Origin of the sequence: Streptomyces sp. SID13666, assembly GCF_010548325.1 — a bacterium.
GTDB lineage: Bacteria > Actinomycetota > Actinomycetes > Streptomycetales > Streptomycetaceae > Actinacidiphila > Actinacidiphila fildesensis.
The window spans coordinates 276,159-302,868 of sequence record NZ_JAAGLX010000001.1 but is presented as its reverse complement, the minus strand read 5'-3'; the positions used below and the strand labels follow the sequence as shown (position 1 = coordinate 302,868).

25 protein-coding genes are annotated in these 26,710 nt (G+C 69.6%); 13 read left to right on the top strand and 12 right to left on the bottom strand.

The annotated features are described in order from the left end of the window. The first annotated feature begins 115 nt into the window (after positions 1-115). Positions 116-1,177, top strand: coding sequence for a S9 family peptidase (locus G3I60_RS01470; RefSeq protein WP_164292560.1), 1,062 nt, complete (start codon positions 116-118; stop codon positions 1,175-1,177). A 30-nt stretch (positions 1,178-1,207) separates the two neighbouring features. Here the strand turns inward: G3I60_RS01470 and G3I60_RS01465 are convergent, their stop codons facing one another. Beyond that, positions 1,208-2,101 carry an MBL fold metallo-hydrolase gene (locus G3I60_RS01465; RefSeq protein ID WP_164292561.1) on the bottom strand — a complete coding sequence of 298 codons (894 nt, stop codon included), beginning with the start codon at positions 2,099-2,101 and terminating at the stop codon, positions 1,208-1,210. Positions 2,102-2,276: 175 nt separating this feature from the next. Here G3I60_RS01465 and G3I60_RS01460 point away from each other — a divergent pair, with 175 nt between their 5' ends. Together G3I60_RS01460 and G3I60_RS01455 are read left to right on the top strand one after the other, a co-directional pair. After that, entirely contained in the window at positions 2,277-3,143 is an 867-nt protein-coding gene (locus tag G3I60_RS01460; RefSeq protein ID WP_164292562.1) for a LysR substrate-binding domain-containing protein, read from the top strand. A 281-nt stretch (positions 3,144-3,424) separates the two neighbouring features. Further along, positions 3,425-3,790, top strand: coding sequence for a chaplin (locus G3I60_RS01455; protein ID WP_138351553.1), 366 nt, complete (start codon positions 3,425-3,427; stop codon positions 3,788-3,790). A 196-nt stretch (positions 3,791-3,986) separates the two neighbouring features. Here the strand turns inward: G3I60_RS01455 and G3I60_RS01450 are convergent, their stop codons facing one another. Continuing rightward, complete coding sequence (locus G3I60_RS01450; RefSeq protein WP_203671851.1) at positions 3,987-6,518, bottom strand: ABC transporter permease; 2,532 nt, start codon at positions 6,516-6,518, stop codon at positions 3,987-3,989. A 114-nt stretch (positions 6,519-6,632) separates the two neighbouring features. Further along, positions 6,633-7,619 carry an NAD-dependent epimerase/dehydratase family protein gene (locus G3I60_RS01445; protein WP_164292564.1) on the bottom strand — a complete coding sequence of 329 codons (987 nt, stop codon included), beginning with the start codon at positions 7,617-7,619 and terminating at the stop codon, positions 6,633-6,635. Positions 7,620-7,885: 266 nt separating this feature from the next. On the opposite strand from G3I60_RS01445, the gene G3I60_RS01440 reads away from it, so the two are divergent. Then, entirely contained in the window at positions 7,886-8,293 is a 408-nt protein-coding gene (locus G3I60_RS01440) for a DUF2690 domain-containing protein (protein ID WP_138351550.1), read from the top strand. Between the two features lie 28 nt (positions 8,294-8,321). Here G3I60_RS01440 and G3I60_RS01435 read toward each other — a convergent pair whose 3' ends face one another. Both G3I60_RS01435 and G3I60_RS01430 read right to left on the bottom strand, forming a co-directional pair. Beyond that, complete coding sequence (locus G3I60_RS01435; protein ID WP_164292565.1) at positions 8,322-9,356, bottom strand: cation diffusion facilitator family transporter; 1,035 nt, start codon at positions 9,354-9,356, stop codon at positions 8,322-8,324. Between the two features lie 124 nt (positions 9,357-9,480). Further along, positions 9,481-10,689, bottom strand: coding sequence for a helix-turn-helix domain-containing protein (locus tag G3I60_RS01430; RefSeq protein ID WP_164292566.1), 1,209 nt, complete (start codon positions 10,687-10,689; stop codon positions 9,481-9,483). A 298-nt stretch (positions 10,690-10,987) separates the two neighbouring features. Between G3I60_RS01430 and G3I60_RS01425 the strand changes: the two genes are divergently transcribed. Further along, positions 10,988-12,244 (top strand): YncE family protein, encoded by a 1,257-nt coding sequence (locus G3I60_RS01425; RefSeq protein ID WP_164292567.1) that lies wholly within the window; start codon positions 10,988-10,990, stop codon positions 12,242-12,244. Positions 12,245-12,288: 44 nt separating this feature from the next. On the opposite strand, the gene G3I60_RS01420 is transcribed toward G3I60_RS01425, so the two are convergent. Beyond that, a complete protein-coding gene (locus tag G3I60_RS01420; protein WP_164292568.1) occupies positions 12,289-13,017 on the bottom strand; it encodes a DUF6585 family protein in 729 nt (242 codons plus the stop codon). Positions 13,018-13,043: 26 nt separating this feature from the next. Next, on the bottom strand, positions 13,044-14,153 hold the full coding sequence (locus G3I60_RS01415; protein ID WP_164292873.1) for a M20 family metallopeptidase: 1,110 nt from the start codon (positions 14,151-14,153) through the stop codon (positions 13,044-13,046). A 218-nt stretch (positions 14,154-14,371) separates the two neighbouring features. Between G3I60_RS01415 and G3I60_RS01410 the strand changes: the two genes are divergently transcribed. Beyond that, positions 14,372-15,271: a LysR family transcriptional regulator gene (locus G3I60_RS01410; RefSeq protein ID WP_164292569.1), complete on the top strand. Its 900-nt coding sequence runs from the start codon at positions 14,372-14,374 to the stop codon at positions 15,269-15,271. 73 nt (positions 15,272-15,344) lie between these two features. Here the strand turns inward: G3I60_RS01410 and G3I60_RS01405 are convergent, their stop codons facing one another. After that, a complete protein-coding gene (locus G3I60_RS01405; protein WP_343240775.1) occupies positions 15,345-16,433 on the bottom strand; it encodes a hypothetical protein in 1,089 nt (362 codons plus the stop codon). A 155-nt stretch (positions 16,434-16,588) separates the two neighbouring features. Beyond that, positions 16,589-17,389, bottom strand: a complete 801-nt coding sequence (locus tag G3I60_RS01400) for a hypothetical protein (protein ID WP_164292570.1) — start codon at positions 17,387-17,389, stop codon at positions 16,589-16,591. Between the two features lie 348 nt (positions 17,390-17,737). Between G3I60_RS01400 and G3I60_RS01395 the strand changes: the two genes are divergently transcribed. From G3I60_RS01395 to G3I60_RS46665, 5 genes are all read left to right on the top strand, one after another. After that, a complete protein-coding gene (locus G3I60_RS01395) occupies positions 17,738-18,442 on the top strand; it encodes an NPP1 family protein (protein ID WP_232485374.1) in 705 nt (234 codons plus the stop codon). Between the two features lie 357 nt (positions 18,443-18,799). Then, positions 18,800-19,384: a helix-turn-helix domain-containing protein gene (locus G3I60_RS01390; protein ID WP_343240776.1), complete on the top strand. Its 585-nt coding sequence runs from the start codon at positions 18,800-18,802 to the stop codon at positions 19,382-19,384. Then, positions 19,381-20,295 carry an SDR family oxidoreductase gene (locus tag G3I60_RS01385; RefSeq protein WP_164292572.1) on the top strand — a complete coding sequence of 305 codons (915 nt, stop codon included), beginning with the start codon at positions 19,381-19,383 and terminating at the stop codon, positions 20,293-20,295. Before G3I60_RS01390 ends, G3I60_RS01385 begins: the two co-directional genes overlap by 4 nt. Before the next feature lie 293 nt (positions 20,296-20,588). Continuing rightward, positions 20,589-21,365 carry a polysaccharide lyase family 7 protein gene (locus G3I60_RS01380; protein ID WP_138351541.1) on the top strand — a complete coding sequence of 259 codons (777 nt, stop codon included), beginning with the start codon at positions 20,589-20,591 and terminating at the stop codon, positions 21,363-21,365. A gap of 195 nt (positions 21,366-21,560) precedes the next feature. Beyond that, positions 21,561-22,373: an RICIN domain-containing protein gene (locus G3I60_RS46665; protein WP_164292573.1), complete on the top strand. Its 813-nt coding sequence runs from the start codon at positions 21,561-21,563 to the stop codon at positions 22,371-22,373. Positions 22,374-22,377: 4 nt separating this feature from the next. Here the strand turns inward: G3I60_RS46665 and G3I60_RS01370 are convergent, their stop codons facing one another. Both G3I60_RS01370 and G3I60_RS01365 read right to left on the bottom strand, forming a co-directional pair. Then, positions 22,378-23,247 carry an LLM class flavin-dependent oxidoreductase gene (locus G3I60_RS01370; protein WP_164292574.1) on the bottom strand — a complete coding sequence of 290 codons (870 nt, stop codon included), beginning with the start codon at positions 23,245-23,247 and terminating at the stop codon, positions 22,378-22,380. A gap of 58 nt (positions 23,248-23,305) precedes the next feature. Beyond that, positions 23,306-23,905, bottom strand: a complete 600-nt coding sequence (locus tag G3I60_RS01365; protein ID WP_164292575.1) for an isochorismatase family protein — start codon at positions 23,903-23,905, stop codon at positions 23,306-23,308. A 126-nt stretch (positions 23,906-24,031) separates the two neighbouring features. On the opposite strand from G3I60_RS01365, the gene G3I60_RS01360 reads away from it, so the two are divergent. Together G3I60_RS01360 and G3I60_RS01355 are read left to right on the top strand one after the other, a co-directional pair. Then, complete coding sequence (locus tag G3I60_RS01360; RefSeq protein ID WP_164292576.1) at positions 24,032-25,270, top strand: GDSL-type esterase/lipase family protein; 1,239 nt, start codon at positions 24,032-24,034, stop codon at positions 25,268-25,270. Between the two features lie 101 nt (positions 25,271-25,371). After that, positions 25,372-25,947, top strand: coding sequence for a GNAT family N-acetyltransferase (locus G3I60_RS01355; protein ID WP_164292577.1), 576 nt, complete (start codon positions 25,372-25,374; stop codon positions 25,945-25,947). 96 nt (positions 25,948-26,043) lie between these two features. Here the strand turns inward: G3I60_RS01355 and hypB are convergent, their stop codons facing one another. Then, positions 26,044-26,694 (bottom strand): hydrogenase nickel incorporation protein HypB, encoded by a 651-nt coding sequence (gene hypB, locus G3I60_RS01350; RefSeq protein WP_244808964.1) that lies wholly within the window; start codon positions 26,692-26,694, stop codon positions 26,044-26,046. Positions 26,695-26,710 lie beyond the last annotated feature (16 nt).

Below are 26,710 nucleotides of genomic sequence, written 5' to 3'. Positions count from 1 at the left end.
TCGTCCCCGCACCCCTGTCGTCATCGTCATCGCCGACCCGCTGTATCTATCATCCTTCTCACGATCGTATCTTATGCGATAGTTATGATCTCGTTCGATACCCAGGAGGCAATTCATGCGGTCAGGGAACACGCCCCCACGTCGACGGCTGCGCGCAGCCGTCTGGTCGCTCGTCGCGGTGCTGCTGGTGGCCGCGGGTCTCGGCGGCGTGGTGCTGTGGCAGAACTCCTACGACATGGACGAGCACCGTGTCGTCGTCCGCCAGGGCGGCCATACGCTCAGCGGCGTCCTCAGCACGCCCCGGGACGGCCGCACCCGGCACGGGCTGGTCGTGTTCGTCCACGGCGACGGTCCCGTCGATGCCACCCACGAAGGCGGGTACGAACCCCTGTGGGAGGCGTACGCGCGCAGCGGCTACGCTTCCCTGTCCTGGGACAAGCCCGGCGTCGGCGGCACGCCCGGGGACTGGCTCGGCCAGTCGATGGACGACCGGGCGGACGAGGCCGCGGCCGCCATCGCCTGGGCCCGCTCCCGTCCGGACATCGACACCGGGCGGATCGGGCTGTGGGGTGCCAGCCAGGCCGGCTGGGTGCTCCCGAAGATCGCCGCGCGGACAGCCGTGGCCTTCGTCATCGCCCTCTCCCCCGCGATCAACTGGCTGCGGCAGGGCCGCTTCAACCTCCTCGCCGAACTGCGCGCGGAAGGCGCCACCCCCGCGCGCATCCAGCGGGAGACCGTCAGGAGCGACACCACACGCCGTCTGCTGGAACGGCGGGCGACCTTCGAGGAGTACGTGCGGACCATGGGCGGCCCGGACGCGATGACCGCCGGCCGCTGGGGGTTCATCACCAGGAACTACACCTCGGACGCGACAGCCGATCTGCTCGCACTGCGCGGCATACCGGTGCTGCTCGCCCTCGCGGGCCAGGACGTCAATGTGGACACCGCCGACACGGAGTCCGTCTACCGCGCCGTGCTGGCGCCCGCCGGCCGGCTCACCGTCCAGCACTACGCCGACGCGAATCACTCGCTGGTCAAGCACTCCGTCGAGGAGTCGGACCTCAGGATCACCCTCACCGCCCTCTTCGCCCCGCGATCCCTCTTCGCGGACGGCTTCCTCGACGACCAACGGCAGTTCCTGCGGGAGCTCCGCGCCCCCGGCGGGACGGCCCGGTGATCCGCGCCTCCCGGCCGTCGCGGCCGTGTCTCACGCGGGATGTTCCGAGCAGAGGCAGCTGACGCCCTTCTCGATCCACTCCTGACCGGCCCAGTCCGGGTGCCGATCGATCATCAGCGCCGAAATCTCGTCGATGATCGTCTGCTCGCCGACCGCGGAATCACGGCGGATCCACGTCTCATCACGCAGGAGCCGCAGGTAGTCGCGGACGTCCGCCAGCAGTTGCGGACCGCCGACGTCACCGTGACCGGGCACCACGACCCCCGCGCCCTCGGCGGCCAGCCGCTGCATCACGGCAAGCCAGCGGGTGCCCGAGACGTCGGCGTCGTACGGCGGGAACCACGGGAAGATGGCGAACTGGCCGGCCTCCACGAGGTCGCCCGTGAACAGGACATCGGCGTCCGGCACTCTCACCACCTGATCCCCCTTGCTGTGCGCCCGCCCGGTGGCCCGCAGCTGGACCACCCGGCCTCCCAGGTCCAGGTCGTACGCCTCGTCGTAGACGACATCGGGTTCCACCGGTTCGACTCCCCGCAGCCGGCGCGCGACCGGCTCCCCGAGCCCCTTGAACATCTCCAGATAGCCGGCGCCCTTCACCTTCAGGTCCTCGGCCTGGGCCCGGTTGACCAGGAACGTCGCCTCGCCGGCGAAGACCTGTGCCCCGAAGGAGTGCTCGGGGTGGAAGTGCGTCGTGGTCAGGAACAGCCGGCGGCCCCTGGCGTAGTCCGCCGCGAACTCCAGCACCTTCGCGGCGTTGGCGGGGCCCAGGCCCGTCTCGACGACCAGAACGGATTCCTGACCGCCGATGATGCCGATGTTCGGGACGAGCTGGACCCGCCGATCCGGGATGACCACCAGGTCACGGGCGAGTTCCCGCACCTCCGTGACCTGTACGACGGGGTCCTGCAGGACGTGTTCGGCCATCGTGGCTCCTGGGTCTTGTCGGCGATCGAACCGAGCCGGCAGTGCCGTGACGACACCCGGCGGTCCGTCCGGTGCCTGTCGTGGCAGGCCCCGTGGTCCCAGTCAGCCGCGGGAAGCGCCAGGTGTCCAAGACCGATTCCTGCCCGCCGATACTGAGCGGGTATCGTTGCTGTTCATGGACTTGCGGACGCTGCGCTACTTCGTGGCGGTCGCCGAAGAGCTCCACTTCGGCCGGGCCGCCGCACGACTGCACATGACCCAGCCACCCCTGAGCCGGGCCGTCCAGCAACTGGAGTCCGACCTCGGCTGCGCACTGCTGCACCGCACCCCCACCGGTGTCTCGCTCACCGACGCCGGGGCCGTGCTCTACGACGAGACACGCACCCTGCTGTCCCAGGTCGAACAGCTCCGTAACCGGGTAGCGGCCGCGGGCGGCACCGCCACCCTCACCATCGGGACCCTCGCCGACAGCGCCGAACAGGTCGACACCCGGCTGGCCGCCGCCTACCGGAAACGCCACCCCAGCGCCCGGGTCCGCATCCGCGAGGCCGACTTCACCGACCCGACCGCCGGACTGCGGGCCGGCCTGGTGGACGTGGCCCTGACCCGGGCACCCTTCGACGACACCGGCATCACGGTCCGCGTGCTGCGCTCCGACCCTGTCGGCGTGGTCCTGCGAACCGACGACCCGCTCGCCGACCGTGAGAGCCTGCGACCGGACGATCTCGCGGACCGGCGATGGTTCCAGCTGCCCGAAGGGACCGATCCCGCGTGGCGGGCCTTCTGGAACGGCCCGCCGGCCACCGCCCACCGACGGGACGGCCCGGTCGTGCGCACCGTGCACGAGTGCCTGCAGTCCGTCCTGTGGGACGGCGCCGTGGGACTGGCGCCACTCGCCCACGCCCTCCCCGAGGGCCTGACCTCCGTGCCCTTGATCGACATGGCGTCCAGCGATCTCGTCATCGCCTGGAACAGCAGCGACACCAACCCATTGATCCGCTCCTTCGTCCACCTCGCCGCAACCGTCTACCGACCGGCCTGAACCGCAAACTGCCGTCGGCAGGCAACCCCTCCCGGCTGCTCCCGGCCGCTCCCTTGATCGATCGCGAACGCGATGATCATGCAGCGGGCCTTCGCCTGCGTCCGTCATGGAACGTGCTGGTCTTCCGGCAACGGCGGGGGTCGCGTGCTCCGTTGCGGTGAGATGCCGTTCTCGTCCGTGCAAAGTCGGCGTGTTGGGGCGGTTTTCGTGGTGAATGTGTGGTGTTGATCGTGGGGTATGTGCCGCAACCCGTGCGGCACTTCCTCCACAAGGAGTTGTTGATGTCGCGTTTCACCAAGGCCACTACGGTCATCGCCGTCATGGGATCCGCCCTGTTCGCCGGTGCGGGCATGGCCTCCGCCGACGCGGGTGCGCACGGGGCGGCCGTCGGTTCGCCCGGTGTCCTGTCCGGCAATCTGATCCAGGTGCCCGTGCACATCCCGGTCAACCTCTGTGGCAACACGGTCAACGTGATCGGTCTGCTGAACCCCGCGTTCGGCAACACCTGTGAGAACTCCTCGGATCACCACATGACCGGCGACGACGGCCGCGGCGGCGACACCCACGGCCGCCCGCAGGGCACCCACCACGAGAGCGGACAGCAGGGCAGCAAGGGTCACGGCGGCAAGGACGACTGCGACCACTGATTCGCGGCCTGCTCGACGGTGTGCCGGACATCCCCCCGAGGAAGGTTCGGCTCGCCACAGAGCACACGCTGATCAGAAGATGCCGATGGGCCCGCCGGACGACGGCCGGACCCATCGGCATCGGCATTCCCGCGCATCCTCTGCATGAGGCGCTGGCCGCCGCGGCTCCCCAAAAAAAGCGACGTCGGCACGGAAATCAGGCGTCCGCCAACGCCGCCACCACCGACGCACGCGCGGCACGGCTGCCCGGCAGGAGGGCCGCACACAGGCTCGCCCCCGTGGCGATCAGCGCATACGCGACCAGCTTCGCGATCGGGACGCTGAGTACGGCGCCGCCCTGGCTGTGGCCGATGAGTTGCTCGAACGCCCCGGCGAACGACACCCCGAGCAGCAGCCCGATGAGGGTGCCCAGCAGGGCCGTCAGCACGGCCTCCACCCAGAGCATCTTCATCATCCCGCCGCGCGAGAGCCCCAGGGCGCGCAGCAGTGCGGACTCCCGGGAGCGTTCCACGGCTGACAGGGAAAGGGTGTTGGCGATGCCGAGGACGGCTATCACGATCGCCATGGCCAGCATCACGGTGAACAGGGTCAGGGTCGACTGCGCACTGCCGGACAGGTCCGATTTCTTCTCCGCGAGACTGCCGATGTGGAGCAGGTGGAGCGCGGAGACGACGTCCTGGACGGCCGTGCGCGATTCGACGATGTTCACGCCTTCCCTGGCCAGGATCCGCACTTGGCGGTCACCGGCGGGTGCGAAGCCGCGGAGGAAGTCGTCGCGGGGCAGGAGGACGTCGAACCAGTCGATTCCGTGCCCGGTGTAGACCTGGTAGATCAGGGTGAGCCGGGCCGTGACCGTGCCGGCCCGTGGGGTCGCGACCTTCACCGTGTCACCGAGCTTCAGGTGCAGCGTGGCGGCGAGCTCGTTGGAGACGGCGGCCGTGCCGGCGGTGAAGTCGGCGAGGGAGCCGTTGCGCACGTTCGGCCGGAAGAGCGAGCCGTAGGCGCTCGATTCGACGGCACCCACATCCGACGGCCGCCCGTTCACATCGGTCTTCGTACCGTCGACTGCGGCGACATGGGCCAGTTGAGGTTTCTTGCGCAGCTCCGCCGCCACGGCGAACGGCACACTCTGGTCGGAGTCGGCGAGCGGGTCGACCGAGTAGTCGTAGGGATTGTGGGACTCGATCCACTGCGACTGGGTGACCATGGCCGAATCCTGGATCACGGTGAACAGACTCATCAGCATGACGCCGACGGAGAGCGCCGCCATCGTCGTCGCGGTCCGCCGCGGGTTGCGCCGCGCATTGGCGGCCGCCAGTTTCGCCGGGGTGCCGAGCAATTTGGCCGGCAGCCAGCCCAGGATCCGGGTCAGTGGTCCCACGACGACCGGCCCGATCGCCAGGACCGCGAGGAACACCAACGCGCACCCCGTACCGATCACCTTGATGCCGGCGTAGAGATCCGTCGAGCGGGTGCCGATCGCGATGACGGCCATCCCTGTGAAGCCCAGCACGGTCGCCGTCCAGAGCCGCAACGCGCCGACCCGGCCGTGGGAAGCAGTCGTGTCCGGCTGTTGGCGTACGGCGGATATCGGCGCCACCGTCGTCGCGGCGCGCGCCGGTACCGCCGCGGCGACCACCGTCACGACGATCCCGGCTGTCAGGGCGGCGACAACCGTGGTGCTGTGCACCACGACACCGCCCGCGGGCACCGTGGCGGTGGACAGAGCACTGACCACGGACCGCAGCCCCGCCGCTATGCCGATCCCCGCGAAGAGTCCCGCCACCGAGGCGAGCAACCCGACCACCGCCGCCTCCAGCAGGGTGCTGACGAACACCTGATTCCGGGTCGCGCCCACACAGCGCAGCAACGCCAGTTGCCGCATCCGCTGGGTGACCAGGATCGTGAACGTGTTGTAGATGACGAACGCCGCGACGAGCAGGGCCGTGACGCTGAAGACCAGGAGGATCTGCGGGAGGTTTCCGGCGATCTTCGCGCGGTGCAGCAGCGTGGCCCGGGTGAACTGCTGCCCGGTCAGGACCGAGAGGTCGGCGGACGGACCGAGCACCGCACGGATGCGCTCCGCCAGTTGGGACTGCGAGACCCCGGCGGCGGCACGTACATCGATCTGGTCGTAGCCGGTATGCCCGGTCACGGACAATGCCACGCCGGGCTGCAGGCCCACGACCGTGAAGCCGTTGGCCCGGTTGTCCACCCCGAACTCCATGACCCCGACCAGCCGGAACCGCCGCACCTGCTGATCGTGCGCGACGACCTGAACATCCTGACCAATCGTCAGATGGCGTTCCGCGACGGTGTCCTTGTCGACCACCGCCTCATCGGGCCGGTGGGGCGGTGTTCCCTCGACGACCGTGCCGCCGCTGAGTGCGACGTCGTCCGGGATCGCCAGCGCGCTGCCGGCGATCCCGTCGGTCGTCATCACCTGCCCGTCGACGTCCCGCATCGGCGCCGGCGCCTTGAGCCGCCCGGCCACCGCGGCCACCCCGTCGACACGGCGCACGGCGTTCAGCACTTCCGGGGTGAGGACCGTGACACCGGGCTGTGCCGCGAGCCGCTGCTTCGCGGCGTCCGACGGTTGCACGGCCGCGTCCACGTTCTCCGCGGCACGGGCGTAGCTGTGGTCGAAAACCTGATGGATCGAGTCGGTCATCATGAACGTGCCCGCGATGAACGCGACCCCGAGCACTATCGACACCGATGACAGCAACAGCCGTACTTTGTACGCCCTGAGTCCGGCCAATGTCACACGCAGCACAGCTGCCCACCCCCGTGGTTCGGGAGCGTCGGCCGCTCCCGTCCCACCAGGGTAACCGGGCCCCACTCACCCCAGAGCGTCGAGCAGTTCCCGCTCCCGCTCGCTGCTCAACCCAGCCCGGCGCGGCCGGTCCAGACCCTCCTGGCGCTCCCAGCGCAAGGTGTCCGCCAGCAGCTCGGCCCGGGGCCGGTGTCGCAGGCCGGCCGCGCTCGCCGCGTCGCCGTTGCGAGAGCTGAAGCCGAGCCAGTCCTGGTCGGTCATCCACATCGCGAGTGACTCCGGACCCATGAACTCGCCGACCTCCTGCGCGAGCAGCCAGCCGGGATCGGCTTTCACCACCCGGCCGGTGTGCCCGCCGATCTCCCGTGACAGCGCGACCCACTCCCCGAAGGGCACGATCGGTCCGACCGCGTTGTACGTCCCGGTCGTCCTCTTCTCCGCGCAGTCGAGCAGCCATGCCGCGAGGTCCCGGGCGTCGACCGCCTGCGTCGGGATCCCGGGGGAATCGGGTACGAGCATCGGAGCCAACGGTTCGCGGGCCGCCCGCCCGACCCAGTACCCGGTGCGGCCGCTGTGGTCGCCGGGGCCGCCGATCAGTCCTGCCCGGGCGATGAGGAGCCGGTCCCCCACCGCGGCCGTCGAGGCCTGCTCGCACGCCACCTTGGCTTCCCCGTACTCCTCACGCCCGACCTCGTCCCCCTCGGCAGCCGGGAGCAACTCGGCCGACTCGTCCGCGTCCGGCTGCGCATGCGACGCGTACGCGCTGACCGACGACACATACGACCAGTGCCCCGCCCGCTCGCCGAGTGCCGTCAGCGCCCCACGGACGAAGCCCGGCTGCCAGGACACCTCGACCACGGCGTCCCAGTCCTGGCCCGCCAGAATCTCGTAGGCCGACGCGTCGCGCCGGTCCGCGGCCACCAGGGTCGCGCCCTCGGCGACTTGGCCGCTCTCCCCGCGGGCCAGGCACGTCACCCGGTGCCCACGCTCCAGCGCCTGTCGCGAGACCTCGCGCCCCAGCCATGCCGTTCCACCCAATACCAGGATCTCCATCCGCCCACTCAAACACCGACGGCGACCCCGCGCGCCCCCACTTCGCCGACAGCTGAGAGGTTCGCCGAGAGCGGAGCGGCCCTCGTAGCGAGGTCCCGGGCGGGGCGGAGTCCGCTGTGGCTCGAGCGGGTGACACGCGGCGCAATCACCGCACAACAAGCTCCCGATAGGAGAGGCTTATCCTGTTCGTCCCCTGTTGCGGGGGTCATCACTGTGGGATTCGGGCTGTGCCGGCCTGATCCGACAACCTGTCGAGAGGACCGCGGATGTCAGTGTTCAAGCGCCGGATCGCCGCCGGAATCGGTGCCATCGCCCTCATCGGGGGCGGGTTGCTCACCCTGGCCCCCGCCGCCGACGCGGCATCGAGCGCACCGGTGGTGTGCGACACGAGCAGCGCGGTGAGCAAGAAGACCGCACACAACGGAAACATGATCATCGAGCTGCGCTACAACGCGTCCACCCGCTGCGCGTGGGGTCGGATCAGCCGGTCGAAGCTGGGCAACCAGGTGTGGGTAGACCGGTCGTCCAACGGCGGAGCGACATGGACGGGCCCGATGGGGATGACGTACCTGCGGTCCGGCACAGGCACGTTCACACCCGCCTTCAACGACGCCGGTTACGTCATGAGGGCCTGCGGCTACAACGGCACGGTCATCTGCACCGGCTGGTACTAGGGCGCCGGACTGGAGTCCCCCGGGCCCCTCAGTGACCTGCGGGGTGTTCCGTGGCCGCCCCGTCGAGGATCTCCCGGTCCCGGCCGGCCCGGGAGCGGTCCTCGTCCGAGGCGTGGGTGATGTCGAGGAAGACGTGGTCGGCCGTCGGCCACTTCTCCCGCATCTCGCTCTTGATCCGCCCGGAGATCTCCTCGACCTCCTCGCTGTCCAGCCCGCCCACCAGGTCCACCCGCGCGGCGACCAGTGTGGAGTCCATGCCCAGCCGCATGGTCAGCAGCGAGGTGACGGCGTCGATCTCGGGCTGTTCTGCCAGGAAGGACCGTATCCGCAGTTGCAGCCCGGGATCGACGGCCTCACCGATCAGCTGCCCTCGGGCGTCCTTGCCGAGCCGGTAGGCGACGTAGATGAGCAGAACGCCGATGGCCAGGGACGCGCCGGCCTCCCACTGCACCTGCCCGGTGGCCATGTGCAGCGCCATTCCGGCGATGGCCAGCAACACACCGATCACGGCGGTGCCGTCCTCGGCCATGACTGTCCGCAGCGCCGGATCGTCGGCCACCCGGATCTGCTGCAGCAGGCCCCGGCCCGCCTCGCGGGCCTGCCCGCGCACCTGCAGCAGCGCCTTCGCCAGCGACGCCCCCTCGGCGAGCAGCGCGACGACCAGGACGCCGAGTCCCACCAGATAGCCGGAACGGCTCTCCTCACCGCTCGAATGCAGCGCTTCGACACCCTGGAAGACCGAGAAGCAGCCACCCATCGTGAAGATTCCGACCGCGGCGAGCAGCGACCAGAAGAACCGGTCCTTGCCGTAGCCGAACGGGTGCTCGTTGTCCGGGGCACGCTTGCTGCGCTTGAGCGAGGCCAGCAGGAAGACCTCGTTCATGCTGTCCGCCACCGAGTGGGCGGCCTCGGACAGCAGGGCGGGAGATCCCGCGAAGAGCCCTCCGACGGCCTTGGCGACGGCGATGACCAGATTGGCACCGAGCGCCATGATGATCGTGACCTTGGTCCTGCTGTCCTCTTCCGACCGGGACCCGGCCGCTTTCTCGGACTGCTGTGTCATCAGCGGACTGCCCTCCCGATCGCTACTGTCGGCTTCGCCTACCCGTACCGACCGATGGAACACCCGCACACCCGGCTCCGTCCGGTGACGCGCCGTCACCGGTCGGAGACCCACGGGAGCCGGGTCAGGGCGGTCCGAGCCAGGTCCGCAGCGCCCACCACCAGTGCAGGGTGTCCATGACGGCCGCCCGGCTCTCCACGGTGACGGCCTCCAGCGACGTCCCGACGGTTTCCTCGAAGCGGGTGAGCCGGTAGCGGATGGTGTTCGGGTGGACGTGCAGGGCCGTCGCGGTGCGGTCGAAGCGCTGCCCGTGATCGAGGTAGGCGAGCACGGTCGCCGCGAGTTGCCGGTGGAAGGAATCCGCCGGGTCGAGGGCTCCGAGGAGGGTCCGGCTCAGTAGGTCCGCCATGGCCGGCTGGGTGGACAGCGCGCTCTGCCCGGCGAGGTCGGTGACGTGGTGCAGGCCGCGCAGGCCGAGCTCTTCCGCGGCTCCAAGAGCGTTCAGGCACAGTGCGTACAGGGGGCGGATCCGGTCCAGCGGGGCCTGCGGTGCGACCACCACCAGCGCCTGGGCGTCGGGCGGTCCGGACGCGGGGAGCCGGCCGGCGATTCCGGTCAGCTTGCCGTCGACCAGGCCGAACAGGCCGGGGTTGGTCGCGAGCTGCCGCTCCATAGCGCGGGCGCGCAGCGGGTCGGTCACATCCGACACGACACAGTGGTACTGCCCGTGCGGTTGCAGCCCGGTCTCGGCCAGCTCGTCGGCGGTCAGCGTGCGGGCGTCGTCGAGCAGCAGCCGGCGCAACACCTGGGTGCGGGCGTCGCGCGCCGTACGGGCCAGCTCCAACTCGGCATCGTGGTAGCCGGTGATGACGTGAATCTCCAGCGCGCCGGTGTAGCGGTCCGACTCCAGCAGAACCTCCAGCATGAGCTCCGCGGGCACGCCTGCCCCCCGGGCCCGTTCCATGGCGATCTGCACCGCGCGGCTGCGGCCCGCCTGGACGCCGCGCAGCAGGGCGGTGATCGGCACGCCCTGCGCGGCCCGGTCGGCACCCAGCAGGGCGGCCGCCTCGAAGTCCGGATCGACATCCGGCCGGACCTGGGGGTGGATCTCGGGGCCGGAGTCGGGTCCGAGCTCCGGTCCGCGTTCCGGTCCGCGTTCCGGTCCGCGTTCCGGATCGCCGGGTTGCCCGGGTCGTACGAATGCGGCCAGCCCGGCAGCCAGCATCACCTCGACGTGCCGCCGGTTCTCCGCGGGCGGAAGCCTGGCCACCTCAGCGGATTCGGCACGCGCCGCCGCGACGACCTCGTCGACGACGGCCGGGTCGTTTGCCATGGCCCGGAACACCGCGGTGAGAGCGCTACGACCCGGTTCAGCCACCACGTCTTACCGCCTCCGCCCGGTATCCAGGGACGCTTGGTGCCGATTCACAACCGAAGGCCAGGTCATTGGGGACCGCTGCCTATCGGTGGTGGGAGCCGCCTTGGTTTCCTTTGGACTACCGAAAAGTAACACCGGTGTGCCGTGCTGGAGACCCCGCCGTCCGGCACGGCGCCGCGCCGTCTCCGCCCGGGCCGCTGTGAACTCCCGGTCATCCAGCCCCCGTTCGATGCATCCGTCCCCCGGAGTTTCCATGACCACAGTCAAACGCCCGAGGACTTCCCTCGTGCTGCTCGCCGCAACCCTGGCCCTCGCCGCCCTGTGCACTGCTCCGGCCGGCGCCGAGCCCAGAGCCGCCGACCCCCTCAAGGAGGTGCTGTTCGTCGGCAACAACTGGGACGGCACCGCCGATGTGGTCCGCTCCACCGGCACGTTCGCGAAGGTCGGGCACATCAACGTGATCCCCGACAAGGTCCAGCGGCTCACCGAGATCTACCTCAACCCGGTAAGGCTCGCCATCTACCTCGCCATCCAGCAAGGCCCCGGCGAGGGCCACGACCAGTACGTCGACGACATGTACACAACGCCGGACGGAAAGTCCGTGGTCGTCTCCCGACCCAGCTTCGGGGACGTGGTCTCGCTCGACCTCGCCACGGGGAAGGTCAACTGGCGCTACGGGGTCGCTGGTTACCGATCCGACCACATGGCGCTTTCCCCCGACGGCCGCCGCCTCGTCGTCTCCGCCTCCCTGGCGAACGCAGCCTTTGTGATCGACATCCAGACCGGCCGGCAGCTCGGCTCGTTCCCGACCGGCGACAAGCCGCACGAGAACGTCTTCACCGAGGACGGAAAGTATCTGTGGAACATGTCGATCGGTGAGGTCCAGACGAACCTCGACGCCCCACTGTGGGACTGGACCAAGGGCGACCGGCACATCACCGTCGTCGACGGCGCCACCTACCGGCCGATCCGGACCATCGACATGCGGGCCCGCCTCAACGCGTTCGGCCGCTCGGACCTCTCCAATGCCGTCCGCCCGGTGGCGTTCTCCCCGGACTGGTCGAAGCTGTACTTCCAGGTGTCCTTCTTCAACGGCTTCGTCGAGTACTCGGTCGCCACGGACACGATCACCCGGGTCAAGACCCTGCCGGAGAACCCGGCCACCGATCCGGACCGGACCACCTGGCCCAACGACTCCCGCGACCACGGCCTGTCGATGAGTCCGGACGGTGCCAAGCTCTGCGTCGCCGGCACCGTGGACGACTACGCGACGGTCGTCGACCGGACGACACTGCAGGAGGGCCCGCTCATTCCGGCGTCGAAACCGTACTGGGCCACGCTGAGCGGGGACGGCAAGTCCTGCATCATCTCCGAGAGCGGAGCGAACCAGATCACCGCGATCGACTTCGCCACCGGACAGAAGATCCTCTCCGTCCCCGTCGGCTACCACCCGCAGCGCGTCCGCCTCGGCCACGTGGCCGCCGACTGGACCGGACCGGCCACCGGCTGACGGTACGGGACGACGATGCGGCGGAGGTGGCTGCCGCGGGTCGGTCACTCCGGGGCGAGGTTGGCGGCGAGGGTGAGGAAGAGGTGGAGGTTCGCGACGTCGCCGACCGGGTCACTGGACCAGGGGGTCGCTGCTCCCGTCCTCATGACATGAACCCTGCCTGCGGTGACGCGGCATTCCTGGACATGGGACCAGGGCAGCTGGCCCTTGGCACGGGCGCCCAGACCCGTGCGGGAGAGCGTGAACGAACCGAAGTTCACGGTCCCGCCCTCGAGGACCGCTTCGAGAGCTGCCTGGCCCTGGGCGCGGACCACGGCGTTCTGCATCCACGGCCCCCAGGTCTGGGGGCCGTCGTAGAACTCGGTGATCGTCGCGCTCGTCCTGCCCGGGCCGACCGCGGAGTACGTGTAGGTGGTGGGGCCGGGAACACCGTTGATGAACGTCTGGGTGATGTTCTGGTAGAGCCGGAGGGACTCCCAGCGGAGGGCGACGATGCCGTCGCCGAACTGCGGGTGGACGATGAGTCCGTGCTCGAACAAGTGCAGACGCTTCGCCGCCTGTCTGCGGCTGAAGTTCGGCAGCCGGCGCAACCACCAGTAGTACAGCAGGCCCGGGATCACGAACATCGCCAGGAGGTTGACGGTCGCGAAGAGGTGGAGCGCAACGAGCCCCTTGCCGATCGGCTTGGGGGTGAACGAGCCCTGCAGCGCGCCGAGATGATGCTGCGCTGCCAGTTCGCGGGCCTCGGGCGGCAGAGTGTTCGCTGCTGTCATGGACGTCTTCTTCGATCGCTCAGGGATCATCGCTGTGTCCGCGCGATCAGTTGGGCCAGCAGCCGGGTGCGGGGAATGATCCGGTCGACCACCACGTGTTCGGAGTCCGCGTGGGCGCCGCTGCCGACACCGCCGAGGCCGTCCAGCGTGGGGCAGCCCACGCCCGCGGTGTAGTTGCCGTCCGACGCACCGCCGACGGCGATCCCCCGCAGTGGCTCCTGACCCAGTTCCGTGGTGATTCTCGCGGCGAGGGCGAACAGCTCGGCTGACGACTCCGGTTCCATGGGTGGTCGTCTCCTGCCGCCCAGCACCTCCAGCCGCGCCCCGTCCGTTCTGGCGGTCAGCCCCCGCATCAGAGCGTCCGTCCGGTCCTGCGCCTCCGGACTCGGCACCCGGACGTCCACCGATATCTTCGCGAGTGCGGGCACCGTGTTCAGGGTGCTGCCGGCCGAGAGGAGCGTGGGCGTGATGGTCGCGGCTCCCAGGGCGGAGCCGGCATGACTCACGCCGGACCCGTTGACGGAGGCCGCCAAGTCAGCGATGGCCAGGACCTGGTGGGCCGCCTCGACCGCGGCGTTGACTCCCTTGTGCGGCTCCAGACCGGCGTGCGCGGCCTTGCCGTGCACCACCACCTCGTAGCGTGACGTGCCCTTGCGGGCCGTCTTCAGCGCACCCTGTTCATTCGCGGAAGCCTCCAGGACGAACGCGGCCGCGCACCCACGCGCGGACTGCTCGATCAGCTCCCGCGAGGTCGGCGATCCCACTTCCTCGTCGCCGTTGACCAGCACGCACACACCCTCCAGGGACGGCAGCGACGCCAATGCGTGGAACATCTGCACCAGCCCTGCCTTCATGTCCAGGACCCCCGGGCCCCTGGCCACCCCGTCCACCACCGACCAGGGGTGGCTTCGCAGCGACCCCGTCGGCCACACCGTGTCGTGATGTCCCACCAGCAGCACCCGCGGCGTGCCGAACACCCATCGCAGGTGCGTCACGCCCTCGATCACGATCCGCTCCGGCTCGACGCCCAGCAGCCGTGCGCCCAGCGCGCCGACCACTTCGGCGCTGCGGGCCAGAGCCGCGTGGTCGGCGGAGAAGGACTCACAGACGACGAGTTCCTCCAGGTCGGCCAGCATCGCCGTCAGCTCGGTCACCGCTCCCGCGGTCACCGGCCCGGCTCCATCTCGACCCGCAGTAACAACAGCACGCTGCCTCCTCGGATGTGATCTCAGGAGTGGCGGTATCGCTGCGTTCCGGTCCGACGGACGCGACCACGGCCACGGATGTGACGTTAGGACGAGGCAAGGCATTCCACCAGCGACTAGAATGCATCGCAGCCATGCATGGGGGGAATGTGTTTGAGATCGACGCACTGCGTCTGCTCGTCACCGTCGCCGACACGGGGTCGTTCACCCAGGCCGCGGTCCGGCTCAGCTACACACAATCCGCGGTGTCCCGCCGGATCGCCACGCTCGAACAGCGGGCGGGCGGGCCGCTGTTCGAGCGGCTCCCCCGTGGTGTACGGCTGAACCCCGCAGGCCACGCGCTGCATCGCCACGCAGTGGACGTGCTCGATCGCCTGGCGCGGGCGGAACGGGAGGTCGCCGCCATCCACGCGGGGCACGGCGGGACGCTGCGTGTCGGCGCGTTCGCGACCGCGAACATCTCCCTGGTGCCCGCCGCCCTGCGGGCGTTCCAGCAGGCACGGCCCGACATCGAAGTCATCGCCGTGGAAGGCCGCAGCAACGCGTTGGTGCAGCGCCTCGCGGACGGAGCTCTCGACCTTGCCGTGGTCAGCGACTACCCGTCCGGCCTCCCGACGGCCGAGGGCGTCACGACGACCCAACTGCTGCAGGACGAGCTGCTCGTCGTTCTCCCCCGCGAGCACCGGCTGGCCGCGACCGCGACGATCGACCTGCGCGACCTGCGCGACGAGGCGTGGCTCCAGGACCCACCCGCCGGCCGACCCACCCTCCTCGACGACGCCTGTGCCCGGGCGGGTTTCACTCCCCGGAAGCTCATCAGAATCGCCGAGTGGACCGGGAAGTTCGGCTACGCCGCCGCCGGCCTGGGCGTCGCGCTGGTCCCTGCGCTGGCCGCGTGGGCAGTCCCGGCCGAACTCGTCCTGCGCCCGCTCGACGGCCCTCTCCCCCGCCGGACCATCCACACCGCGCTACCCGCTGCCCCGCTGCCCGCGGCGCTCACCCTGCGGGATCAGCTGCACGCGATCGCGGGCGGAGCCGCCACCCGCTGAGAGCCGCCCGACCGGACGTCGGAGGCTCCGCATCGGAGGCCCCGCATCGGAGGCCCCGCGTCAGAGCCCCTGGTCAGCGACCGCCGCGCTGGGTGACCCGGCCCAGCGCGTCCGCGAGCAGGAAGGCCGACCGGTGAGCGTCCGTTACCGTCACACGGATGAGCAAGGCCTTGGTCTTCGGGTCGTGGTCGACATCGATGTGCCAGGTGCCGGCGTCGCTGATCCCGAGCGTGGTGCGCGCCTCGTGGACCAGGCCGGGGAGCCGTTCGTACGGCAGGGTCCGCAGGTCGATGGGTGGGTGAGCAGCGGTCGCCTCAGCCGGGCCGACGCCGCGGGCCGACATCCGGTGGTCCTCGATGGTGAATTCGACGGCCATCGGCGAGTGGGCCGCGATCATCGCGTCGGCGGTACGGCGCATCCGTCCGTCCTGCAGCATCGACTCCGAGGTCTGTGCGGTCGTCGTGCTCGACGAGGAGGTGGTCGTGGAGGACGAAGAGCTGCCCGTTCCAGCGGACTTCACCCCGTCCCCGCCCTCATCGCGGAACAGTTCCGCGCGGAACAGCAGAACGACGATCGCCGCACCGATGAGAATCCCCGCGACGCCGATCAGGCAGCACGAACCCCACTTGGTCGGATCCTGCACCAGACTGGACTCGGGCGCGGAGTCGAGCAACGCCTCCGCCGCCCTGGCCGCCCACTCCTGGTCCGGTTCGGTGATGATCCTGACAGCCCATGGTTCGTCGGCGGGGTATTCGACCACCACGATGCCGCGCGGCCGGTAGTCGGGAACGTCGACCAGGTTGATCGGCTGGGAGAACTCGACCCGGTAGGCGGCCCGGTCGTCCGGCGCCACCGTCAGGACGAACCTGATCGGAACGTCCGCCGACTCACCGCTGGTGGCGCGCCGGCTCTCGATCATGGCCAGCGCCCGGCGCTTCTCCTGAGGTGGCGTCCGCGCACGCTTCAACCGCCCCGCGACGGTCATGGCCACGACCGTCAGAACGAGGAGCCCGCCGCCGACACACCACAGGGCCACGTTCCCGATCACGATCCCGACGACGACGCACGCCACGGCGGCACCGGCCACCCCGGCGGCCAGGAATCCGCGGACCAGGGCGACCGGTCCTGCGCGATGGGGACCGGGGGTTTCAGTGATCGTCACGGAGCGATTGTGCCGTGAACCGGCATACACCGAAAGATCTTTCCGCAGACCGCCGGCAGAACAGTCGATTTCCTCCCGGCAACCGCATCGACCGCATCGAACGAATCGGCCGCATCGACGGTACCGACCGCACGGCAACGCAGCGAACGGAAAGGCTAGGCAAGCGTGAGGACATGGCGCGTGGAGAATTCCGCACAGACTCCCTCACCGTCCGGGCCGTACACGAACTCGGCCAGAAAGGGATTGCGGTTGGCGGCGGCCAGCGGCAGCCACGCCAACAGGTTGCCATAGCCCCCGCAGACCGCCTCCCCGCCGTCACCACCGTGAACGGCGGTCACATCACTGCTCAGTTCCGTGCGGTAGACGTCGTAGGCGATGCGCAGCCCGAAGGCGCTCAGCTCATGCTGGGGTCCGGTGCCGTCCTCGTACGGCGTCCGGTCGAGGGAGCACTCGTCGCCCCACCGGAACAGCGTGGCCGCCCCGGCTCCGCAGGCGTACTCCCACTCGTCGGCGCTCGGCATCCGCGCACCGCTCTCCGCGAGCAGGGCCGGCATGTCGGCAGGCAGCTCGGTGAGATCCACGTCCTCGACGCTCATGAGCACCGTGGCCAACGAGACGGTCCGCCGCGGACCGACCAGCTCGGCGAGATGCGCCTTCAGGTCCGATCCGTAGCCGAAGCCCTCTTCCAAGCTCTCCGCGTAGTCGGCGAGTTGCCCCGCAGTCGGCTGCCAGGCGTCGACGTCGAATCCGAGCGTCACTTCGCCGCCGGGTATCAGGGCGAACTCCCGCCCGTCCTTCTCGATGCGGGCGCGGTGCCACGGCGCGCCAAGGTGCTCGACGGCGCCGACCAGGGACACGCGGCCGCCGACCCGGTCGGCGGCCAGCTGCGCGAAACGTCGGGCGGCCGGCAGGTCGAGCGACCGCCACTGGTCAAGAGTGAGATCGGCGAGAGACATGTGACGCAGTCTCACACGGACCACTGACACAGCCCCCGCCAGGCCGGCCGGACCCCCGTTGCGCTGCAGATTCCGCATCGTTCAGTAGGTTCGCAATTCATGTCCGGGACACCGGACCTTTCGTCCGGAGACTTCTGCGGCCGACGTCACCGTCGTAGAGTTGCCCAATTCCCAGCCAGGAATCCGGGCGAGGATTTCTCACCCCATATGTATTGCTATGGAGTTGATGTGCGCAGCATGCTGTCGTCGACGACAATCCCCGGGAAAGCGGCGATCCGCCGTCCGACGCGTCCGGGAAGGTTCCGCCGGTCCGCGCTCGCAAGTGTCCTCAGCGCGGCGGCTCTGGTGATGATGGTCCCCACCGACGCGAGCGCCTCCATCCTCCAGTCGCTGCCGCAGAACGCCGACGGTCTCGAGCAGTCCTTCTCCCCGGCCTTCGACTACGACGGGGACGGCTGCTACGCGACCGCCGCCATCGGCACCGACGGCACCCTCAACCCCGGCCTGAAACCGGGCGGGGATGTGAACGGCCACTGCCACGACTACCCCCAGCTGGCGAACTCCAACACGTACTCGCGCGAGAAGTGCAACAACGGCTGGTGCGCGGTCGTGTACGCCGGCTACTTCGAGAAGGACCAGGCCACCCTCGGACCCGCGGCCATCGGACACCGGCACGACTGGGAACACGTCGTGGTGTGGATCAACGACAACCAGGTCCAGTACGTCTCGACGTCGCAGCACAGCGGCTGGAAGTGGTATCCGCGCTCGTCGGTGCGCTTCGACGGCACCCACCCGAAGGTCGTCTACAACAAGGACGGCGCCTCGACCCACTTCTACCGCCTCGCGAACAACAACGACGAGCCGCCGGAGAACGTCACCGGTGGCTGGTTCTATCCGCGCCTCGTCGGCTGGAACGGCTACCCGACGGGTCTGCGCGACAAGCTCATGAACGCGAACTTCGGCGCTGCCACGATCAAGATTTCGGACAGCACCTTCAACGACGCCCTCAACAACTCCAAGCCTGCCGGCATCCCGTTCGACCCCTACGCCTGACATCGATCGGCCGTCCGGTGGCGTAGGTCCGACGGCTGCGCGCGCTGCGCAGGTGTTCGACTCTTTTCGGTTGATTCTCGGCCACATTCCCCCGGCACGGTAGCCGTGCGTAGAGCGCTCGCGTACGTTCAGTTCTCGTTGCACATGGCCAGCAGCGACAGCGGGGGTCCGGCCGTCGTCCCGTGGGGGGAACGACGGCTGGACCTCCGGTTCTCTCTTCGCGCCCACCCGCCTCTCCGGCGACGGTCCCACGCCACGCTTGCGGCGCGGACGACCAGGCGCTTTAATAAATGAACGTGCATTTACTAACTGGAGGGGGTCATGGTGACAGGACGCCCTCGCGGAGTGGATGACGCGGTGATCCTTCGTACGACGGCCGAGGTGGTCGGACGGGTGGGTCCCGCGGGGCTCACTCTGGCGGTCGTGGCCCGGGAGGTGGGGATGGTCCCCGCCACGCTCGTGCAGCGGTTCGGTTCCAAGCGCGGTCTGCTGCTGGCGCTCGCCGAGCAGTCCGCGAAGGACGCCGGAGCACTCTTCGGACGCACGCGATCCGAGCACGAGCCGGCCCTCGAGGCCCTCGTGACGCTGACGGTGGAGTCGATGGCCCCCATGGCCTCGCCCGAGATGTACGCCAACCACCTGGCCTTTCTGTGCATCGACCTGACCGATCCGCAGTTCCACCAGCACGCCCTGGCCGTTCACCAGGCCCAGGGGCAGGCGGTGGAGAGTCTGCTGGCGGAAGCGGTGTCCACCGGCGCGCTGCGCGCGGGAACGGACACCGTCGCCCTGGCCCGGTCCGTACAGGCAGCCACCGCCGGCACGGGCCTGATGTGGGCGCTCGACCGCCAGGGCACCCTCGCCCAGCGGCTCCGGCAAGGGATCGACACCGCGCTCTCGCCCCACCTCCAGCCGCCCGACCGGTCAATCCTGGAGAAGCAGTGAACAACGATGAGATCCGGCCACTGACCGGCAAAGTGGCCCTGGTCGCCGGAGGTACCCGGGGCGGTGGGCGGGGTGTCGCCGTCGCCCTCGGCGCCGCGGGCGCGACGGTGTACGTCACCGGCCGCAGCAGCGCGGCCGGACCCTCCGACCTGGACCGGCCGGAGACCATCGAGGCCACCGCGCAGGCGGTCACCGCCACCGGAGGCCTCGGCATCCCGGTGCGCACCGACCACAGCCGGCCGGCGGAGGTCCGCGCCCTGGTCGACCGGATCGCGGCCGAACAGAGCGGGCAGTTGGACATCCTGGTCAACTCCGTGTGGGGCGGCGATCCGCTCACCGACTGGGAACACCCGCTGTGGGAGCAGGACCTGGACACCGGGATCCGGCTGCTGCGGCAGGCGGTCGAGACGCACGTGATCACCAGCCGTTTCGCCCTGCCGCTGATGGTCGCCCGCAAGAGCGGCCTGGTGGTGGAAGTCACCGACGGCAACACCGCCCGCTATCGCGGATCGTTCTTCTACGATCTGGCGAAGTCCTCCGTGATCCGCCTCGCCGTCGCGCAGGCGGCCGAACTGAAACCGCACGGCGTCGCCGCGGTCGCGATCACGCCCGGCTTCCTGCGCTCGGAGGCCATGCTGGAGACCTTCGGCGTCACCGAGGACAACTGGCGCGACGGGGTGGCCAAGGACCCGAACTTCGCACACTCCGAGACCCCGGCCTATCTGGGACGGGCGATCGCCGCACTGGCCGCCGACCCCGGCATCATGACCAAGAGCGGTCGGGCACTGGCCACCTGGGGCCTGTACGAGGAGTACGGATTCACCGACGCGGACGGCACACAGCCGGACTTCGCCGCCCACTGGGACGCGTCCCTGGAGAAGGAGTACGGGCCACTCGGAGAGCCGCTCTGACAGCACCGGGTGGGCCATAACGGCGTCCGCCGAGCAGTTCTCCGTCCATGGATATGAACTCCGTTCGATACGCGGCGAGTTCATACGGCCGCGAAGCAGTCCGGCCGAAACCAGGGGAAGCACAGCTCCCGGCACGCTTCTCTTCTCCAATGATGAAGCCCTGAACTGCAGCGATGAACTCTACGCGCGGAGACTGTCGTTGACGGCGCAACGAGGCCGTGCTATTCAGATCTGGCGCCACGTTGGACTAGACCTAGTTCACGTTCTTGAACAAGCGCTGGAAGGCCCCCCACATGAAACTTCGTTCCAAAGTCCTCGCTCTGGCGACCGCAGCGGGCATAGCCGGCACGCTCGGCCTGCTGGGCGCCAACGCCGACGCGGCGTCCCCCTCCGTCGCGCCCGGTGGCAACTTCAACCTGTCCGTATGGCAGTTGCAGGAGCCGGTCGGCTCCCCCGGCTCGCCGACCACCATCTCGTCGTCCCGGCTCCAGGGCCCGAACGGGTTCCAGGACTCGTACTTCTACACCGACACCCGCGACGGGGCCATGACCTTCTGGGCGCCGGAGAAGGGCGTCACCACCCCCAACTCCAACTACGCCCGCTCCGAACTCCGTGAGATGAACGCCAACGGCAGCTCCGCGAACTGGTCGCTCAGCGGCGCCCACAAGCTCAACGCGACGCTGCGCGTGGTGTCCGTGACGTCGAACGTCTGCGTCGGACAGATCCACCTCGGCACCGGCGGATCCTCCACGAAGCCGCTGATCGAGCTCTACTACCACTCCAACGGCGACATCGTCGCGGGCCTCGAGAACTCGCCCTCCGGCGGCCAGACGCCGCACACCGTCGGCCACGTGGCGGTCGGCAAGACGTGGAGCTACACGATCGCCGTCTCCGGCGGTCACACGATCGACCTGACGGTCAACGGCAGCACGACGCACTACGCGATCCCGTCGTCCTTCAACCCGTACAAGCAGTACTTCAAGGCCGGCTCGTACAACCAGTCGTCCTCCGACAGCACCACCAAGGGCGCGCGAGTCGCCTTCTACGGGCTGACCGTCTCCCACAGCTGAGCGGTCCCCGCAGAGCACACGGAAGGCCCGGTGCCCAGGCGCATTCCCCTGGGTCGTTGCCCCACGCAACGCGGCACCGGGCCTTTCGCGGGTGCACGGAGGCGGGCCTGACCGGATCACGCCGCTCGGCCCGCGGCACCGTGGACGGGCAATCCCGCGCTCACCTACGGTAGCGACGACACCGGGGAGGGCGACGTGACGGTCAGGATCATCCGCGGCGCGGGCAGGTACGCCTGTCCGGAGGACTACTGGGCGCTGTACGACGACGCCGACTTCAACGAGGGGAACAGATCCGGCGAGATCCTGATCTCCGACCAGAGCATCGCCGATCTCCAGGACCACGGCTTCAACGACCGCGCCTCGTCGATCGTGAACCACACGCGGTACTACGTCGGCTGCTTCGACCATGCGGACTACGGGGGCCGGGAGATCGGCCTGGACCCGGGGCAGGGCCTGACCGGTGTCCGGAGAAGCGGGTCAAGGGGTGCGGGCCTCCTCGACGACTGTCCGATCGAGGACCTGAACGACGCGGTCTCCTCGGTGCGGCTCGAGGAACCCGCCCCGCAGCTCGCCTCGCTCACCGCCGGGATCTACACCCTGGCCAACGTCAACAGCGGCAAGGCACTCGACGTGGTGAACGCCGCCTCGGCCTCCGGCGCCAACGTCCAGCAGTACCAACCCAACGGTTCCAAGGCCCAGTTGTGGCGGATCAACCCGCTCGGCGATGGCGTCCACATCGTGATCAGCGCCAACAGCGGCAAGGCTCTGGACGTGAGCGGCGCCGGCACGCACAACGGCGCCAACGTCCAGCAGTGGGAGGCCAACGGCTCCAACGCCCAGAAGTGGCTGATCCACCGACTGGCGAGCGGCAGCCACACCCTGACGAACGTCAACAGCGGCAAGGTCCTCGACGTCGACAACGCCAGCACGGCCAACCACGCCAACGTCCAGCAGTGGGAGAGCAACCAGACCGACGCCCAGAAGTGGCTGCTGAACAGGGTCGGCTGACGGCCTAGAAGGCCGGCGGACCCTGTTCGATGCGGCGCAGCACCGGTGCGAGCCGGTCGAGTTCATCGCTGGTCTGGAGCTGACGTTCGTCCCACCAGGTGGCACCGGCGTCGAGCAGCGGCCCGATCAGGTCGTGCGCCTTGGCGCTGTCGGCGGGGCTGGCGCCACCGAGGACGAACTCGAAGGGCACCACGTGCCCTTCCTCGCGATGCCGCCGGACATAGGCGACCAGGTCCACGACCTCCTCGACATGCGGTACGTGGCCGTGTTTGGCGGAGGTGAACAGCGGAACCGCGCCGTCCCAGCGGGCGGCCCGTCGCATCGGCGGACGGTTCGGCCAGAATCCGGCGATCCAGACGGGCGGGCGGGGGCGTTGCACCGTGGCGGGGAGCAGGGTCACGTCCCGCACTTCGTAGTGCTTCCCGTGATGGTTCACCGGGTCGCCCGACCAGTAGCGCCCCAGCAGGTCCAGTCCCTCGTCCAGCCGCTCGGCCAGCACGACCGGGTCGGTCGGCTCGCCGAAGCTGCCGTACTCGTCCTCGATCGGCCCGCCCAGTCCCGCACCGAAGATCACCCGTCCGCCGCTGAGTGCGTCCAGGGTGGCCACCTGACGGGCGAGCTGCTGGGGACGCCGGCGCGCCACCGGAGTGACCAGCGTGCCCAGTTTGATCCGGGAGGTCGCCAACGCCGCGGCGGTGAGCAGCATCCATGGATCCCCGAAGGCCTGGCCGCGTCGTTGGATCTTGTCGTGGACCACGTGATCCCAGACGAACAGCCCGTCCCAGCCCGCCTGCTCAGCCGCTGCGGCAACCGTCGCCACCGCCCTTGCGTCGGCGAAGTCCCCGAAGTTCGGAATGTTGATCGAGAAGCGCATCCCCGCATCCTGCCCCCTCGCGGCAGGCGCGGCAATCATGCCGCCCGAGGTCTCACGATCAGTCGCGGGTGGGATCGGCGGACCGCGGGAGCGGGGGCGCGAAGGTCACATCCGAGGCGTGGGCGATGACCTCGGCCTCGTTGCCGAGGGCCCATTCGGCGACCCGTGACACCGTGGCGGCCGGGATCCCGTCGCTGATTCCGGGTGCCGCCGGGATGTCCTGCGTCGCGTGGGCGTCGTGCGGCAGAACGACCCGGTATCCCAGCGCCAGAGCCGTGCGGGCCGTCGCCTGGACGCACATCTCGGACATCACCCCACAGACGGCGAGCGCGTGCACCCCCGATGCGGTCAACAGGGTGCCCAGTGACGTTCCGTTGAAGCCATCGTCCTTGGGCTTGCGGATCACGACCTCCGCGGGGCCGGCCTCGATGGGGTGGTGGAGTTCCCAGCCGGGCGTGTGGGGCTCGTCCTCCGCTCCGGCCGGACCGTCGTTCTGGAGATGGACGATGAGCGCACCGCTCTTCCGGGCCCGTGCGATCAGATCCGTCGTCCGGTCCACGAGCCGGTCCGCCGCGGGCACCGCCCCCGCACCGGAGACGAAGGCCGACTGGACGTCGACGACGATCAGGCTCTGGACGGGAGGTACACGATTGCTCATGGCGCCCATCATGACCGGGGACGTTGCGCACCTCCACCGGATTCCGAGCGGCCTTCGGCGCCGGGCTCGGGGCGGCGGACCGGTAAATCATGTGCGGACCCGGTAACCGGTTGACAAGGTGGGATCATGACGTCTCAGCACGACCCCGTCCCCGGCTCTTCCACCCTGTCCCAGGACACGGAGCCTCAGGGCACGGACTGGACCACCACGCCCGTCACCGCGGACCTCGTCCGCGGCGCGCTCGACCTGGAGTTCACCGAGCACGGGGTGCTGCCGCACCGGCTGCCCGCGCGGGCCCGCGCGCAGTGCTCCGACGGGCAGCTGGCCATGGTGGAGGCGCAGCCTTCCGGGGTTCGGCTGGTTTTCCGCACCCGGGCCACCGCGGTCGAGCTGGACACCCTCCGCACCAAGATGGCCTACCAGGGCGCCCCGCCACGTCCGGACGGCGTGTACGACCTGCTCGTCGATGGCCGCCTCGCCGGGCAGGCCGGTGTGACCGGCGGCAATGTGCTGCTGGTGGACATGACCACCGGGTCGGTGGAGAACCGGCCAGGACCGGTCGGCACCGTCCGGTTCCCCGGTCTGCCCGACCGGATGAAGAACGTCGAGATCTGGCTGCCCTACAACGAGATCACCCAGCTGGTGGCGCTGCGCACGGACGCCCCGGTGGAGGCGGCGGAGGAGGACGGCCGCCGTGTGTGGTTGCACCACGGCAGTTCGATCAGCCATGGTTCCGACGCCGCGAGTCCCACCACGACCTGGCCGGCGCTGGCCGCCTCCCTCGGTGGCGTGGCGCTGATCAACCTCGGTCTGGGCGGCAGCGCCCTGCTCGATCCGTTCACCGCCCGCGCCCTGCGGGACACCCCGGCGGACCTCATCAGCGTCAAGATCGGCATCAACCTGGTCAACACCGACGTGATGCGGTTGCGCGCCTTCACCCCGGCCGTGCACGGCTTCCTCGACACCATCCGCGAGGGGCATCCCACCGTTCCGCTGCTGGTCGTCTCCCCCGTCCTGTGCCCCATCCACGAGGACACTCCGGGCCCCAGCGCACCCGACTTCAGCAACCTGAGTGAAGGGAAGATCCGGTTCCTGGCCGCGGGCGACCCGGCGGAACGCGCCGCGGGGAAGCTGACGCTCAACGTCATCCGGGACGAACTGGCCCGTGTCGTGAAGCAGCGGTCGGCCGACGATCCGAACCTGCACTACCTCGACGGCCGTGAACTCTACGGTGAGGCGGACTTCGCCGAGCTGCCGCTGCCCGACCAGCTCCACCCGGACGCGGCCACGCACCGCCGCATGGGCGACCGCTTCGGCGCCCTGGCCTTCGGCGCCGGCCGGCCGTTCGCCGCCGAGCGTGCCTGAGACGTTCGGCCCGCACCGGAGGGGGCACGGGGCAGCAACGGAACGCACGGGTCGCCGTGCGAAGATCCATGGACCGCGCACGATCGCCGAGGAGGACGAGAATGTTCGCGATATCGCTGGGTGACGGAGCCGAACTGCGGCCGCTGGAACCCTGGCGGGCCGAGGAGTTCCTCGCCCACATGGACCGCGGCCGCGAATACATCGGCCAGCACGTCGGGCTCCCCGACGTGACCGCCGACCTCGACTCGGCGCGGAACTGGCTCCAGTCGTACGCGGACAGGACCGCCGCCGACGCCGGACGGCTGTACGGCATCTGGCTCGACGGGCTCCTCGTGGGCGGCGTCCTGTTCCGGGTCTTCGACGCGAAGGCCGAGACCTGTGAGGCCGGATGCTGGCTGGAGCCGGCCGCCGCCGGCCGCGGGCTGGTCACCCGCGCGGTGCGTGTGATCATCGACTGGGCGGTCGAGGAGCGCGGAATTCACCGGGTGGAGTGGCTGGTGTCCTCGAAGAACACACCGAGCATCAACGTGGCCAAGCGGCTCGGCATGAGCCGGGACGGGGTCCAGCGCGAGAGTTCCCTCTATCGGGGCATCCGGCAGGACACCGAGATCTGGTCGGTGCTCGCCCCCGAGTGGCGTGCCGCGCGTGCCGCCGATCCCTCCCGGTCCCAGGCCTGACGCCGCCGCCCGATCGGGGCCACGACCTGTGTACTGGCCGGGCGGAGAACGTCCGGCCAGTACGTACGCCATCCCGCTACGGACCGGTCGAGCGCCTCAGTACTGCTCCGCCACCCAGTCGTACCAGTCATCCATCCCCTCACCCGTCGTCGCCGACACCGTCAGCACCCGCACCTTCGGATTCACCGACCGCGCGTACTCCGCGCAGCGGTCGACGTCGAAGTCGACGTAGGGCAGCAGATCGATCTTGTTGATGATGACCAGATCCGCGGCGGCGAACATGTACGGGTATTTCAGTGGCTTGTCCGTGCCCTCGGTGACCGAGATGATGACGACCTTGCTGCGCTCACCCAGGTCGAACATCGCGGGACACACCAGGTTGCCCACGTTCTCCACCAGGATCAGCGAACCGGGGGCGGGAGACAGGGACCCGAGGGCGGTGTGCATCATCTCCGCGTCGAGATGGCATCCCGCCCCGGTGTTCACCTGAACCACCGCGCATCCGGCCCGCTTGATCCGGTCGGCGTCGAGCGTGGTCTCCTGGTCGCCCTCGATGACCGACACCGCACGTCTGCCCGCGAGATCACCGATCGTTCGTTCCAGCAGCGTGGTCTTTCCGGCTCCCGGTGAACTCATCAGATTCACCGCCACGATCCCCTGGCCGGCCAGCCAGTCGCGGTTGCGCGACGCGACATCCTCGTTCTTGGCGAGCACCCTCTGCTCAAGGGTGATCGTCTCGCCGTTCACCGGATGGCTGTGCCCG